The 16,935-nt window shown below is 52.5% G+C and carries 6 protein-coding genes; 4 read left to right on the forward strand and 2 right to left on the reverse strand.

Annotated features, from left to right (window positions below):
* Nucleotides 1-3 precede the first annotated feature (3 nt).
* From SFSGTM_RS07810 to SFSGTM_RS07820, 3 genes are all read left to right on the forward strand, one after another.
* Nucleotides 4-12,903, forward strand: coding sequence for a tandem-95 repeat protein (locus SFSGTM_RS07810; protein ID WP_162084669.1), 12,900 nt, complete (start codon nt 4-6; stop codon nt 12,901-12,903).
* Between the two features lie 206 nt (nt 12,904-13,109).
* Nucleotides 13,110-14,621 carry a lactonase family protein gene (locus tag SFSGTM_RS07815; RefSeq protein ID WP_162084670.1) on the forward strand — a complete coding sequence of 504 codons (1,512 nt, stop codon included), beginning with the start codon at nt 13,110-13,112 and terminating at the stop codon, nt 14,619-14,621.
* A gap of 147 nt (nt 14,622-14,768) precedes the next feature.
* Nucleotides 14,769-15,179 carry a hypothetical protein gene (locus SFSGTM_RS07820; RefSeq protein WP_162084671.1) on the forward strand — a complete coding sequence of 137 codons (411 nt, stop codon included), beginning with the start codon at nt 14,769-14,771 and terminating at the stop codon, nt 15,177-15,179.
* Between the two features lie 25 nt (nt 15,180-15,204).
* Here the strand turns inward: SFSGTM_RS07820 and SFSGTM_RS07825 are convergent, their stop codons facing one another.
* A complete protein-coding gene (locus SFSGTM_RS07825; RefSeq protein ID WP_162084672.1) occupies nt 15,205-15,708 on the reverse strand; it encodes a GNAT family N-acetyltransferase in 504 nt (167 codons plus the stop codon).
* The gene (locus tag SFSGTM_RS07830; RefSeq protein ID WP_162084673.1) at nt 15,683-15,952 is read right to left on the reverse strand and encodes a type II toxin-antitoxin system TacA family antitoxin; all 270 of its coding nucleotides are present in this window, start codon (nt 15,950-15,952) and stop codon (nt 15,683-15,685) included. The genes SFSGTM_RS07825 and SFSGTM_RS07830 overlap by 26 nt, the downstream gene beginning before the upstream one ends.
* A 190-nt stretch (nt 15,953-16,142) precedes the next feature.
* Between SFSGTM_RS07830 and SFSGTM_RS07835 the strand changes: the two genes are divergently transcribed.
* Complete coding sequence (locus SFSGTM_RS07835) at nt 16,143-16,931, forward strand: hypothetical protein (RefSeq protein WP_162084674.1); 789 nt, start codon at nt 16,143-16,145, stop codon at nt 16,929-16,931.
* The last annotated feature ends 4 nt before the right edge of the window (nt 16,932-16,935 follow it).

The following is a 16,935-nucleotide window of genomic DNA, read 5'->3' on the forward strand; positions in this document are numbered from 1 at the left end:
CTGTTGTTTTACATCACTGAGGCTACCCATAACGGCTGGACCTTGAGTGCAATCAACGTCGATGCAAATGGTAACCCGATGCCAGGTCAGGTTAACCTGCAGACTGAAGGCAGCAAGTTGTATGATGAAGTGACAGGTATGCCATGGCAACCAACTGCCTTCCAACTGACAGGACTGGATGGTACGCAATACCAGCTGGATGCAAGCGGCAATGTTAATTCGATCACTTTCACCGACGGTCAGCAATGGCAGGTTGGCAGCAGCGGCATCGCGCTGGTGGGCAATGATCCAACTCAGCGTATCGACTTCATGCGCAATGGCGCAGGTCAGATCACCAGTGTGACTGGCCCTGTTGTAAATACCAATAACACCCTAAATCCGTCCAGTGATCAGACCATCGTTTATGAATACGATAGGCAGGGTCGTCTGGAACTGGCAAGACAGTTGGGTAGTACGGGCTTTGGCACGACTTACGGCTACAATACCGATGGCAGCCTGATCACGGCGCCCATCACCGCCAATCTTGGCGAGGCGGCCAACTGGATCACGACAGGTGCGAATGCGGTTGCCAATCCGACCAATACATGGAACGGAACCTTAAGCAGTACGCCTGTCAACCTGAGCTATTTCGTGGGCGACAGTGAAATTGCGTCCACAATTAAGACTGAAGGTGCTGTAGGTGCCGTCATCCTTGCGGTGCAGACCCAGGGCGTGAACGTCAGCCTGAACGTGGCAGGTGCAACTGTGCTGGGCACATCCAGCATAGGCAATGTCACGACCACCTTGATCAGCGTGACCAGTGCGGGCATGAAGTTGTTGAGCCTGACCGGCACGGGGGCTGGTAGCCTGTCGATCTCGGTTGCAGGCGACATGAACCATGACGGCACCGTAGATGGCACAGATTCAGCGTTGCTCTCATCGGCAATCGCCGCGAATAATCCGAATGCTGATCTGCTGGGCAACGGTCAGATAGGTTCTGCTGATACCGAATTGCTTGATGCCAACTATGGTTTTGCTGCAGCCTTGGCACCGCAAGCCATCCCGCAAAGCGGCGCACTGATCACCACCCACGAAAATCTGACTGCGAGCGTAAGTCTGGCTTCGGTTGCTCAGGATTACGAGGGTAATCCAATCTTCTGGACGATAGTGGGTGCCACCAACGGCACAGCTTCCATCAGTGTCGATGGGAAATCGCTGGTCTTCAACCCAACTGCGGGTTACACAGGTCCTGCCACCGTCACACTGCTGGCAGATGATGGTTTTGCCGTCAGTAGCCCGATTACCGTCAACGTCAACGTCAGTGCCGCCAAACTGGTCGCGCTGCATCTGTCGGATCTATCCAGCCTGCAACCGGGACAAAGCGCCTCATTGCATGTAACAGCCGATTTTACCGATCAGACAGGTGTGAGCCTCGATGGTAGTTCTGGTTACTATAATGTGATCGCGCAAAGCTTAGCGCCACTCGGTTATGTAGGGCCTACCGTGGTCACCATGAATTCTGCTGGCACGGTGATTACTGATTTGAATCAGGGCTCAGCGATGTTGACGGTTAGCCACACAGACGCTAGCGGTGAGACGGTACAGACAGCTGAGGCATTTAATACCAATTCGCAAGGTAATACCGCATTCAACCCCGATCTTTACCCGACTGCCCTGACGCTCGTGCCGGGTGGAACCCGGCAGATCAAGGACGTTAATTCGATAGGTGTGGCCAATGCGATCAATCTTGATTTCCCCGTTGGCACACAATATGTCAGCAGTGATAACAGCATTGCCACGGTGGATAGCAATGGCCTGATCACCGGATTGAAAGCTGGTAAGGTCATCATCAGCGTGATTCATCTGACGACGGATACGACAGGGCAGAACATCGGTCAGAGCAATATTACACTGAACGTTCAGGCAGCCCAACTTGTAGATAACAGCGGCACTTCCGCACCTGCCAGCATCGTTGTCAGCGCAGCCAATGGTGGTGCGGTGGCCGATGCGACTGGCGAGACAGTGCTGATCGGTGCAGGTGCATTGGCGCAGGACACGCCTGTCAGCATCAACCAGGTTGATGTGAATAACCTGCAAACAGCTACCGGCATGGCAGCACCCGCTGCAAGCATTTTGCAAACGGTGGGTGCATTCCATCTGGATATGGGCGCAACGGGAACGCAAATTCCTGTGCAGCTGGCCGTCCCAATGCAGGGCAGCAGCGCATTGGCGGCAGGTACGGAAGTCTATTTCTTCCGCAAAGGCACAGTATTGCAACCAGATGGCAGCACCCAGAACACCTGGTGGTTGGTGGATAACGGATACGTCGGTGCCGATGGTGTGGCGCGTACCGCCAGCCTGCCGATGCCGGGGGTGAGTGTGTCGGGAGATTACGCAGTTTGTGCAACGCTTCCGGGTGTTATTTCCAATCCGTATCTCAGTATCGCTGGCGATATTGGCGCAGCAACCGGGGCTATTATGTCTTCGGTTGGGCTGGGTGTGTCATTTGGTATCAATGCAGGGATGGCGACACTGGATATCGTTGGCATCATGCTTTCATCGTCCAGTATCAACGTCAGCGCGTATCATTTTGGTGTGCCGCAATTCTCTACCATAACGATACCGCCAGGTGTACCTTACACCTTGAATCTGGGCGATATTTTACCGCCGGTGGCAGCACCCAATGGTGGCAGTGTTTCGTCACCGAATATCACTACTGCATCGGTAGATTCCTCGGGTAATCTTAATTTCACGTTAGACAATGCGTCACCAGGACAATATGTCGGGACATTGGCCCTACGTGCAATTTACTCGGACGGCACCTATTATCAGTTACCCAACACCTTTGCTGGCGCAGCTGCCAGCATCAGTGTTGCACCGCCCGCCGGCATCGCAGTCGGCTCGGTGAGCTGGCAAGTGGTGCGGTTAATCTCAACCAGCCAATATACTGGTGATGGCAGCCTGACAGACAGTCCGCCTATGGAATTCGCAGGCAATACAGTCAATTTCACCCCTGCACTGTACATTGCGGCCACACTCACGCGCACGGGCATTAACTTTACCAATGAGAATGGCGCTATCATAGGTCAGGCCAATCTGGCGAAAGATGCCACCTTGCTTAATCAGCTAGGCACAAATAATCTGGATGGCACATATCTCACTGGAGAAAAAGTACAGCCTGTCGTCATCAGCGATGACCGCACGCGTTGTTATGTGGGTGGCAAGGGTGTCATATATGAAATTGACACCATCACGGATCAGCTCATTGCGACCATTACCGTTCCTGCAGGCAAGAACATCAGCAGCCTTGCGACCTATGGAAACCTCCTGTTTATAGGAGAAGGGCAGAGCTGGGGCAGTGGTGCCAGTAGCGACCGTCTGCTGGCGATGGACATAGGCGTGGGTAGCAGTACTGAATACAAGATAGTGACACTTCAGAATAGCGGCGTGGAATCTTCGCCACGCGGCGTCTCAGGGATGGCGATCAGTGCCGATGGTTCCACACTGGTGGTTGCCACACCGATTGGGGAAAATGCTTATGGTAGGTCGGAGTCAGGCGCTGCCAAGGGTAATGTTCTGGTATTCGATCTGAACACGTTTGATTTTGCGACTGGCAAGATAGCTGCGCCTGTTATCGCCGCATTGCCAGGAGACGGCATCAGTGGCAAGTCGCCGCAGACCGTAACGGCAACGTCGAACCCGGATCAGTTCCTGATCTCGGACATACAGGATTACGGTCGCGGCCTCGCCACACTGGTGATTACCCGCGATGGTAACGGCACGATTACCGGTGCCGCGATGAATGCGATCCACATGTCTCAGCCAGGTGATGCCATCAAGATTGACAGACTCGACATCCAGCGTGCGCAAAGTGCAGTGCTGGTGACCGTAGGCGGGATCCAGTATGCGATTGTCGCGGACGATAACAATCCTTGGAATGACCCGTATTTTACGGCCATGTTTGAGGTGCCTTACTTCCTTTACCCACCGTACGGCCCCCCTATTGCTTATGGTGGTAGTGTCAGTGCCAAACACGTAGCCGTGGGTGGTAAACTGGGCATCATCCAGGATCCGTTTGGTACCCCAGTATACCTGGGTGCGACGTTGCCGCTGGCAGGTTACGGCATTGATAACCTGTCAGTATCACCCGACAACAACGTATTGATTGGCCAGTTGAATGGGGGCTATAGCCAGCCTTACCAGAGCCAGGCGAATCCTAATCAATCTGTTGCCTGGAATGTAAATACCCTGATTCAGGCTGCGGTGGCAAACTATAACACTGGCACTAGCCTGACCAACCATATCAAGGTTGACCCGAGTGCACAGCAAGTGATTCCGGGTGCGGGGTTTATAGCTGGGACGTTTTTTGATGATGCCCCTTCAGTTTCATTCACTGGAAACGTGGGGGATGTGATAGAAGTGAACCCCCAATTGCAGGTGGCGTTAGATTTATTACAGGCAGTGGGAACTATTACTTCTGCTCAGGCAGCCCTTTATTCGAAAATGACAGTTGCACAATTATTACTGACCCAAGCAACCGTTGTTACAGACAGAATGGCTACGTTGAGTAATTTCACCATAGATCCAAATAGTTTGAACAGCTCATTCAAGATTTTGTTGGATCCTAATACTGGCAAACCGATACAAGGCCCCAATTTTAAAGGTACTCAAGCGGGCTTAGGAGCTGATTTCTATGTGGTGCCAGTGATTAATAGCAATGATGAACAAACCTTGCTGGCTGGTGGAGTGTTGAATCCAAAATCTGGACAAATCAATTTTACATACAACGATAATAAATTATCTAAATCTGACCTTCCTTATTTGGCTAAGATAACAGCAAATGATTATACCAAGAAGGCAGGTGTTGAATTTATGGGCGATCGCCCGCTGTCCGATCCTGGATACAGTAAAATCACAGCAGCACCAGGAACAGCGCTTTTCATCGATGAAGAAGAGCAGCGTCTGAAATATCTTGGGTATGACCCCGCCGTGTTTACAGCAGGGGAATCGGCTTATTCAATTGATGGCAAGAGCTCCAACCCGCAATTTCAAATCGCATTAAGCAGCTTTAAAAATGTGTTGAACAGCACTGCCGTATTGAGTAGCGCAACAGCTTCAGATACGGATGTTCTTAATTGGCTTAACGCCTATAATGCACCGCATTGGATGCAGTTTTTTGCAAATACGGCGACTGGCCACGCAGCGACAAATAATCAGTTGTCGGGATGGACGAACTTGCAGACGGACAATGTGAAAAAAGATGTCTTTGGCGTCAGCTGGGTCTATGACCTTATGATCGCGGCGCAGAATGCAGCGAAAGCGCAAAATGATTTAGCCGACGCAGCTGCAATAGCCGCGCATAAGCCTGTAAGTCGGCACTATCCGTTACTGTTTAACGGTACTGGACCGACAGGCACGCAGTTGAATTTGGGAATTAATACGGCTTACATATCCAAGCCAAATCAGGATAAAGTCAACGGCAAAGATGTGGTTCTCGGACTTGCGCCTGATAAAGTCCCGCCATCGGTAATTACAGGGCCTGCAAATATCCAGGATTATAAGAACAATCTTTGGAATCTTAGCAATGCCCAATCTTTGGCTGGGCTATTGTTGAATCCCGACGTGGCAAACCATTACAACCCAACAACAAATACTTTTGGCAACGCCCCCGATAACACCAGTGGTGCAAACCAACAGAACCAAGCATTACTGGACTTTTTGACGGTGTATTCTGCCACGAAGAAAGATGGTTCCTGGGATTCACTTAAAATCAGCAGCACCACCGATCCGGTACAGCAAGCAACGATCCGCGCAGCGCTGTTTGGCGATGGCTCGAAAAGTGGCGGGCTGATCGATAGTAAAAATATATTGCTTGGGGGAATGGCTACCGCTATAGGCAGCCAGATGACTGCTAAATCATTAGGCCTGTTGATGGGTAACCAGCTTAGCGATGCGGATTATGCCAAATGGGTTAAACCGCTTCAACAGGCGATGACTGAGTTCAATATCAATACGCCCCAACGCATTGCCGCATTTTTGGCACAGGTTAAGCAAGAATCGGGAGGGTTAACTTCATTAGAGGAATTGGATGGACAGTATGGTGTGGCTGTCTTGTTGGCTAAATATCATGGGGCTTTTTATCCTGACAAAAATAATGCCGCAGATCGTTTAGCAAATCCAAACAAGTCTGGCAACACCGTGGTCAAACAACTATTGACAGGTAATCCAGCAGACACGGGAAATATAGTGCTGACGGATAAGCAAGCGACATTCCTAAATCTAAAAGCGTTTGTAAAGAATGTTCTTAAGCGAACTGATCTGGATAATGTCTCAATGAATGGGAATAGCGTAATCTATACGGGAACTACAAACTCTGCTGGCGATGCAAAGGTCAAACTTCCTACACAAGCATTAAAAAATTTATTTTTTGATCGTTACTTATCAGAAGATGTAGGTAATGGTGTAGCTGGAAACGGTACATTGGCTGATCACAAAGCTCATAACTGGAAGGGGCGGGGCATTATTCAGGTAACGCAACAGACAAATTACGAAAAATTTGCGCTCTATATAGCAACAAATCATCCAGAACTTGTCGCATCCTCGACAGGCAAAACGGTACTGCAAATACAGCAATTGTTAATGGATAACACGAAGCAAATTACAGATATTGCTAATAATCCTAATGCATATATGTTGTCTGCTTTGTCAGGTGCCTGGTTTTGGGGAAGTAATGTCAACATGGCTGGACACAGCCTGAATAAGGAAGCCGATAAACTGACAGCAACACCCGCGAATGACGCAACCGCTTTTCGGAAAGTCAGCGCGGGGATTGCAACCGACTCGGGGTCGTTTGGTGCACGATTCGATTGGTATGCAAAAATAATCATGCCACTCGCACAGGATGGCGGTAACCCTTATGAAAGCATGCAGCAGGTTTTGCAGCGCTTGGGAATTAATTCCACCAATGCTGCGGGGTATGAAAAACAATTCGGCATCAACTTGAATGTATCTACAAGGCAACCTATTGTTGATGCACCGCATCTGCTGATGGCAGATGGCGCCGCTAATCCACCAGACAGCTTGGCTGCATCCATCACCGATCCGGCACTACCCGCAATGCAATCCTTGTTAGCGCAAGCGCAATCCGAACTCAACCTACAACCAGGAAAATTCGCCATGCTCATTCCAGATATGCCCGCCGCACCACCACAAACATCGCCAATTGTCATGATTGCCCAGACCAACCAGACGCAAGACAGTACCAAGAAAGCAGAGCGTGTATTGGGCATATGTTCAGTAATCGACAACGAAGAGCGAACAGGAAAAAACGGAGAAATCTACCCTAATACTCAAGAGCTATTTCCTGTTGGTAATGCAGGTGATTATCTTCTGAACTATGAGCATCGCAATTATCCTTCAACCGAAGACATTAACTCAGCCAAAGTCACTATATTGAAAGGACCTAAATATGGAACATTCATTAGTGAGGCGCTCCCTATCGGCGGTGTTTATATTTATTCACCCAATGCGGGTTATGTCGGCAAGGATTCTGTCGAGGTACTGATCGAAATCAAAGGAATAAAAGTTAAAGTCCATTACTTTATTCATGTCCTGGAATATGGTGAGAAGGACGCATATGATGCCAACTGCACGGAGATGCCAGCAGGTGGTTATGGCGAATGGAAAATCTCCACCGACGCCAACGGCAACAGTGTTCTGGCAGCCGTCAATTATCTGCCTTCTCTGGATAATAGCGCACCGGTAACAGGCACTGCCACGCTGGCTACCATCCTGGGTACAAGTCTCTCGAGCAGCCTCGATGCCAACACTTCGGGCGTTACCCTCAATATTGCCGACCTCGCTGGCGGCGCCGTCGGCCAGACCACCGGCACGAGCATCACCCTCGACACCAACGCCGCAGGCTACGGCTGGTATGTCGACCCGAACCCTGCGGCTAACACCGACTTCCTGCCAACCAGCAACCCTGACGTATGGATGGCAAAGGCGGGTAGTGCAGCTGCAGGCAAGATGGATATGCTCAGCGTATTGCTGCACGAGTACGGCCATGCGCTGGGGCTCGATCACAGCGCCAACCCCAACGACTTCATGGCGCCCGACCTCCAGCCCGGCGAGCGCCGCCTGCCGAGTGCAGCAGAACTCGCGCAGCTGAGTCAATTCGCCACGCAGCTTGCGTCAGGTAACAGCACACCGAATAATCCGACTTCACCCACGCTGCCCGTGGGAGCGGCTCTGAGCGCCTTGTTGATCGGACGCCTGCGCCGCACCGATTACGGCGCCTGGTCGCCCGTCATCGACAACGTACAAATTCCCGCACCCATTCCTAAGCTTGAGCTTGCCATCAACCCCACCCTGGTCGGACTGGGCAGCCCTGTAGGCTGGACGACCCAAGGCAAAGTCACCACCGACAGCACTGGCACCGCCACGCTTAAAAACAGCACCAATGCCGATGCCCAACTGTCGCAAGCCTTTAACATCACCAGTCAGGACCATTATATTGAATTCACCGTAGCCAATGGCCTGCAACAGACCGGCACCGGTCCCGCAGACGCCTTCGAAGTCGCCCTCGACAATGCCGTCACTGGCACGGCGCTGGTCGGCACCGATGGCCTCACCAACAGCGACAGCCTGCTGAACATCCAGGCTGACGGCACCACCCATACCGCCTCTTCTGTTTACAAGAGCGTCAATGCTGACGGCACCACCACCTACGTGATTGACCTGCAAAGCGCACTAGGCAGCGGCGCTGTCACCAGCGCGCCGGCTGCATTGTCTTTCGACCTGATCGGCTTCGGCAACTCGCAAAGTCAGGTCAGCATCCGCGACATCCAGTTGCTGCAAACACCGCTGGCACTGAACGAAAAGCTGAGCACCAATGAAGATGCGGCCGTCAACATCAACCCGCTGGCTGCAAACCCAATCGCAGCTGGCACTACGCCGCAGCTGAACATCACGCAGCAACCTGCCAACGGCATGTTGACCCAGAATGCAGACGGCAGCTACGCCTTTGTTCCGAACACGCACTTCTTCGGAACAGACAGCTTCCAGTACAGCTACACGGTGAACGGACAGACATCCAATGTCGCCACGGTCAACATCACCGTCAACGAAGTCGCCTATCCGCCAGTGGGCGCCAACAGCAGCGCAGCAGCCACTGCCGGCAAGCCATATACGTTTGATCCGCTAGCGGGCGCAGCCGACATCAACGGCAATGCCATGACCGCCGTACTCGACACGCCGCCCGCCAACGGCACCATTGCGCAGAATGCGGACGGCACCTGGACCTACACGGCGAGCGCAAGCTATGTCGGCCCAGATAGCATGGTCTACCACATCGCAGACGGACAGGCCAACTCAACACCGATCACCGCAAGCTTCACGGTTCAGCCTGCCCACCATGCCCCTGTTGCCAGCGACAGCGTCGTACAGCTTCAAGAAAACGGCAGCCTGCTGATCAACCTTGCCAACTATGGTGTTGATGAGGATGGTAACCCGATGACAGGGAGCGTCACCGCTCAGCCCATCAACGGCACGTTGACGCAAAACACTGATGGCACCTACACCTATACGCCAGCAGCAGGCTACTATGGTCATGACAGTTTGAATTTCGTGCTAAGCGATGCATACCTCAGCTCGCAGCAGGCAACCCTCACACTGGATGTCACCCCGGTATTGGCGAATAGCAGCCTGAGCCTGAACGAAGCGGGAAGCATCCTATTCAATCCAACAGCCAGCCAGAACCCAAGTGCACCGCTGACCGCAAGCGTCATTGCCCAGCCTGCCAACGGCACGATCTTGGTCAATGCGGATGGCACATGGACCTACACGCCGAAAGTGCCTTTCTACGGCGTCGACAGCTTCAGCTATCAGGTCAATGACGGCACCGACAATTCCAATGTCGCCACCGTCAACTTAAGCATCGTTCATCCGGCACCCGTACTTGCCAACAGCAGCGCGACGCTGAACGAAGATGCCAGCCTCAACCTGAATCTGACGGCCAATGTCGTCGACGTTCCGGGCTATACCTTGAGCACACAGATTGGCACGCAACCTGCACACGGCATAGTCACACAGAATGCAGATGGCACCTGGACCTATACACCGAAGCAGTATTTCTTCGGCACCGACACGTTCACTTATGCGGTAAGCGACGGTGTTGCCAGTTCCAACCTGGCAACAGTCCAACTCACCGTCAACAAGATCGAAATCGCACCGACTGCAGCAAACTCTGTCGTCACCGGCACAGAAAACACTCCTCTTGTCCTCACCTGGGGCAATTTCGCAGTGAACGACGTCAATGGCGATCCTGTTTCCATCGTTATTTCCGCACTCCCTGCGGCAGGCCAACTGCAAAGCCTGCAAGCCGACGGATCATGGGCAGCGGTAGCCGTGGGGGCTACCTTCAATCAGGCGGCGATCGATGCTGGCAGCCTGCGCTTCGTACCTGAACAGTACGCCTCAGGCGGCCCGGGCTACAGTCTCGTGGGTGACGGCAACATGCACCAGACTTATGCCGCTTTCGGCTACACTGCAACTGACGGTATCCTCAACAGCAACGCAGCATTGGTCAATATCAACATTACCGCCGTTGCGACTGCGCCAACCCTTGCACTCGGCCCACTCAGCGCCACCCGGCAGCTGTTCGACACCAGCTGGGAAGATGCGCCTGGATCGACAACAAACCTGCAACCTGTGCTGGTCAAGGGCAGCGTACTGGACGGCTGGAGCCTGATCACCCAGCATCATCAGCACTGGAAACATCGGGGTGGTTTTGAAATGTGGACCAGTGGCGATAAAATGAAGGCAGCCAATGGCCAGACCTACGCAGTCAGCGCAGCCGCGGGGGACGGCAGCAAATTCCTCGAACTCAGTGGTGCTAATGATGAGACCCATAGCCAAACACTGGGCATCAGCCGCCAAGTGAGCACCGTTGCTGGCGACACCTACGCACTCAGCTTTGATCTGGCTGGCCAGCCAGGCTTTGATGCCGGCGCGGCCAGCATCAGCATCCTGCTCGACGGCAAACAGATCGCAAGCTTTGACCCCACCAGCCCCGACGCAGCACTTAACTGGCAACATGCCAACATCAGCTTCGTTGGTAACGGCAGCCCACAGACCATCAGCATCGTTACCACCCACAGCTGTGGTGACGACAGAGCCGCAGGCACAATGCTCGACAACATCGCACTCAGCCAGATACAGCCGCTGGACACAGGCAATCAAGGCAACAGCATTGCATTGCAAAGCATCAAAGCCGCCCTGATCGACACCGACGGCTCCGAAACCCTGCAGCTTGCACTGTCCGGCATGCCGATGGGCAGCATACTAACCGACGGCACAAACAGCTACACGACTACCGCAGCCCAGCCAGTCGCCAACATCACCGGCTGGAACACTGGCACACTGTCGATTACACCCCCTGCGGACTACAACGGCACACTGACCCTGCAAATCACCGCAACAGCAGCAGAATCAGTGGGCGGCAGCACCGCCAGCGTCAGCCAGAACCTCACCGTAGCAGTTGACGCCATTGCCCAGACACCCACGCTCACACTCAGCCCACCTACAGACAGTGTCAGCCGCAGCCTGATCTCCACCAGCTGGGAAGACGTGAACAATACCGGCAGCGGCGCCACCGTCATCACCAACACTCAATTGGACGGATGGCGCATACTGCCAGTCGCCGGTAAAATGAAAGCTGCCTTTGAAGTCTGGCGCAACGGCGACCTGATGAGCAACGCCCAGGGCAAAACCCAAAGCGTGCAAGATGCAAGCAGCGCAGGCCAGCAATGGCTGGGACTGACCAACGGCGTTGGCACCAGATACCAGTCGCCTGGTATCGCACAAAGCATCAACACCATCGCCGGTGCCCAATACACCTTCAGCCTCGACTACGCAGGTCAACTGGGCTTAACCAGTGCCAACACCCAGATCGGCGTCTACCTTGACGGCCAGCTGCTGGGCAACTACAGCAACACCAGCATCAACAGCCTCAACTGGCAAACGCTCAACTACAGCTTTAAAGGAGATGGTGCAACACACACCCTAAGCGTACAACTGATCAACGGCACCAACACCAGCACTGCCCGCGGCGCGATGATCGATGCGTTAAGCCTCATCGAAACCCTGCCGCAAAGTGCAAGCACCATATACGGCTTTACTGGCAGCCCGATCACCTTACCGCAGATCTCGGACCAACTGACAGCGAACGACCCTGGCCAGCTCATCACCACCCTGCAGGGCTTACCAGCAGGCACGGTAGTGAGCGACGGCAAGAACAGCGTCACCATAAAGGGCGACGACACCGCATTCAACATTACCGGCTGGAACCTTAACAGCCTGACCCTGACCGTATCGACCAACCAGCAAGCAGGTGAGGGAGAGGATAACAACAATTGCACCACCCTCAACCTCCAGGTAGTCGCCACCAGCGTGGAATCAGCCAATGGATCCATGGCAAGCATAACGAAAAACATAACAGTACAACTGCTGAGCGGAAAAGCATGCGTCACACCAGTGGGTGTAAACCCCTATGTGAGCTACATCAACAACCCGTCCAGCACACAGATACTGAAGCCACAGAGCAACCAGATCATCGTTGCAAGCGGGCTCGTACCCGTGAGCAGCCGTTACGCCATGACCGATCCGATGCAACAGTGGAGCACATTTATTGACCTGAATAATGATACGGACAGTGAACCGGATCAGGATAGAATCAAACCAGTATTGGACTGGCGTGCCAACCCGGAAGACTTCATCTTTGATGATGGAGAGGGTGACAGGAAAGATGCCAGATCCAGCTGGTTGACTGGATTCCTCGGTGCAGACAAAACGACTGGGCAGGATGCGGCAACGCTGTGCAATCTGTCGGTGAGTCTGAATAAAGATGGTTCGAAGTCGCTGTGAGCGAGAGGAAGAGGCTGGGGGTGTCGAGCGAATTGCTTGGATCCGTTGAATATTCCAAGAGACGCTCGGAGTCCTTCAGTTCAGTTCGCTCTGGGCTGGTCGAAGGCTTAGCCTTGAACGGATTGACTCAGTGTGTCCTTAAGCATCAACCCGAATGAAGCAGAGAGTTTACAGTGCAGGCTCAAGAAGTATCGCGAGAGGATTTTATGTACAAGAATAATTATTTGCACCCACGCACGTTAATATTGATTGATGTCATTGCACTGCTTTTGATCGTGAGTTGCCTGTTACCGATGCCGGTCCACGCTGCTGATTCGACAGTACCTTCTTGGCAAGGTGTTTGGCAAGGAACCATAGGCAAATCGAAAGTCATGGTTTGCCTTGCTGCTAATGGCAAGTCAGCCTATAAATACCAACGCCATCAGACTGATATTCCGCTGTCCCGGCACGGTGAGGAATGGGAAGAATCAGTAAATGGTGTTGTCAGCGGGGTATGGCGGTTATCCGAGGCGCAAGGTGGCAGCCTGGAAGGCGATTGGCAGAACCCACAGTCACAGCGCACTTTACCCATTCGCTTGAAAAAAATAGTGGATGCGGACAACTCAGTACCTTGCGAAACCCGTGCTTACAAAAGCGGAGTGAGTGGGGACGCTTCAGCCGTGAGCGTACCAGGTACAGCGGTAACTGTGAATGCGGGCAATGCCAAACGTCCTGAATATGCTTATGTGGTAAACATCGGCGACGGCACTATTTCGGCCTATAGCATCAACTCCGCCACGGGCGCGCTCACCCAAGTTGCGGACAGCCAGCTTGTAGCAGGAGCATCATCTATTACAATCAATCCTGCAGGCACTTTTGCCTATGTGGCGACGACCAAAGGGGATATCTCAATTTACAGAATCAACCCTAACACTGGCGCACTCACCCAAATCGAAGGCAGTTCTGTAGCGGTAGGAAAGTATCCTATCACCGTCACGGTCAATCCCTCAGGTAACATCGCTTATGTGACGAGCAATGATAGTCAAACTATCTCACAAACCATCTTAACTTACTCCATCAATGCCAAAACTGGCGCACTTACCCTGATTCCTGGCAGCCCACTTATGTTAAAGGAAGGTATTTCATCATTCACGATCAATCCCGCAGGTACCTTCGCTTATGTTGCAACTGGTAATACCATCTCGGCCTACCGCATCAACGTTACGACAGGTACGCTGCTCACCCCAGTTTCTGGTAGTCAGTTCATGGGAGATGCAGTTCCCGGTTCTCTTGCGATCAACCCTGCAGGCACTTTCGTCTATGTGACGAACATCAACGAGGACTCTGTTTCGACTTATCGCATTAATGCTAACACGGGCGTGCTCACCCTCGTCAAAGGGAGTCCAATCACAGCAGGTAAGTCTCCCATCACCGTCACCGTTAATCCCGCAGGTACTTTCACGTATGTCGCGAATATGGGTGACAACACCATCTCGGCCTACCGCATCACCACCACCGGCACACTCACCCCAATCGCAGGCAGTCCGTTCTATGTGTCGAGACAACCCCAATCCGTTACTATCAGTCATGCGGGCACCTTCCTTTATATAGCGAATACAAACAATGACTCTGTTTCAGCCTGCCGAATCAACGCTGTCACAGGAACGCTCACTGAAGTCGAAAGCAGTCCATTTTCGGCAGGATATGGGCCCCAATCTGTCACGGTTGTGCAACCTTGACTCAACAGCAACGCCGCACTGGTCAATATCAACATTACCGCCGTTGCGACTGCTCCAACCCTTGCACTCGGCCCACTCAGCGCCACCCGGCAACTGTTCGACACCAGCTGGGAAGATACCCCCGCATCAGGAGCCAGCCTGCAACCCGTGTTTGTAAAGGGCAGCGTACTGGACGGCTGGAACCTGATCACCCGGAAAGATCAGCAATGGAATCATCAGGGCGGTTTTGAAGTGTGGGCAAGTGGCGACCAGATGGAAGCCGCCGACGGCCAGACCTTTACCGTCAGCGCAGCCCCGGGGGACGGCAGCAAATTCCTCGAACTCAGTGGGGCTAATGATGAGACCCATAGCCAAACACTGGGTATCAGCCGCCAGGTGAGCACCGTTGCTGGCGACACCTACGCCCTCAGCTTTGATCTTGCCGGCCAGCCAGGCTTTGATGCCGCCTCAACATTCGAGGAGCGTCAACAGCAATTCAACAGTGCAACTTTTTCAGTTTCGGAAAGGATAGTTAATCGCTCGTTATGGTTACCGCGCAGTTATCACTCCTTGGAGTAACAAAAGCAAAGGTGCATGCCAGAACTCATGTACCGAGTGGTAAATACAGGATCATCGGGTTATCACGGCATGTAATAAATCCGTAATGCTCATAGAAGGACTTGGCGTCTTCACCTTTTGCATCGACCACCAGTGCATACGCAGCCACATGTTTCTTTGCTTCTAAACAGCGTTCAACGGCGCACCCTATGAGGAGTCGCCCTAACCCACGATTGCGATGCGCCAAATGCGCAGCCAACCGGCCTAAACGAAAGCAAGGCACTGGATAACGCGGTAATTTTTTTTGCGTTTGCTCATCCATTTGAACCGCATCGATTTGTGCTGCACTTAAACTGTAATAACCCAGTATGGCTTTTGGCATGTCTGTATCGACCAAAACGCGTACCACAGCAATACCCTTTTTGCTTTGCTGGACGGCAAACCGGTGAAGGTATTCATCTAGCTCTGCAACGCCAGACGTAAAGGCTTGGCGATCATGGTGGTGAGGATCGAGCAATTGCTCTTCAAGCACGCTTAACCTTTCGTGCATCGTTCAGTGCATTTTGCAACGCGACATTCGGCGTAAATGTTCCATTAAGAGCCATGGTGAATGCCTGAAAATCCTGAGCTGACATCGTGATACGGGATTCACGATCTAACAGTTCACGTGCCTTTTCTTTGGCGGCCGTGCGCACAAATGCAGCCATCGTGGTGCCCACCAAGGCCGCAGCACGAGAAACAACATCTTTTTCCTCTACATCCATTTTTAAATCAAATCGAGCGACAGCAGACATGATAATCTCCTAAAATACGGTAAATTTACGTATACGGTAATATACCGTACATATAATAAGTAAGCAAGTGTCACTTTTTGAAATTTTATACGTTTATGATACGTTGAACATGTGACTGATAAAGTGACACTTTCTGGCAAGCAAAAATGCAAATATTAAGTGTCACGCAAACGAACGTTCAGGTGACATTATGTTGATTGGCAACACCATCGCCGGTGCCCAATACACCTTCAGCCTCGACTACGCAGGTCAACTGGGCTTAACCAGTGCCAATACCCAGATAGGCGTCTACCTCGATGGACAGCTGCTGGGTAATTACAGCAACACCAGCATCAACAGCCTCAACTGGCAAACGCTCAACTACAGCTTTAAAGGAGATGGTGCAACACACACCCTAAGCGTACAACTGATCAACGGCACCAACACCAGCACTGCCCGCGGCGCGATGATCGATGCGTTAAGCCTCATCGAAACCCTGCCGCAAAGTGCAAGCACCATATACGGCTTTACTGGCAGCCCGATCACCTTACCGCAGATCTCGGACCAACTGGCAGCGAACGACCCTGGTCTGCTCATCACCACCCTGCAGGGCTTACCAGCAGGCACGGTAGTGAGCGACGGCAAGAATAGTGCTACCATCAAACCTGCAAGTGGCGCACTCAACCTGACCGGTTGGAACCTCGGCAGCCTGACCCTGACCGTACCGACCAACCAGCAAGCAGGTGAGGGAGAGGATAACAACAATTGCACCACCCTCAACCTCCAGGTAGTCGCCACCAGCGTGGAATCAGCCAATGGATCCATGGCAAGCATAACGAAAAACATAACAGTACAACTGCTGAGCGGAAAAGCATGCGCCACACCAGTGGGTGTAAACCCCTATGTGAGCTACATCAACAACCCGTCCAGCACACAGATACTGAACACTAATAACGTTTCATATTTTGCACGTATCACGGTGAATTTGTGTATAATATGAAACA

Source organism: Sulfuriferula nivalis (assembly GCF_009937995.1).
GTDB lineage: Bacteria > Pseudomonadota > Gammaproteobacteria > Burkholderiales > Sulfuriferulaceae > Sulfuriferula > Sulfuriferula nivalis.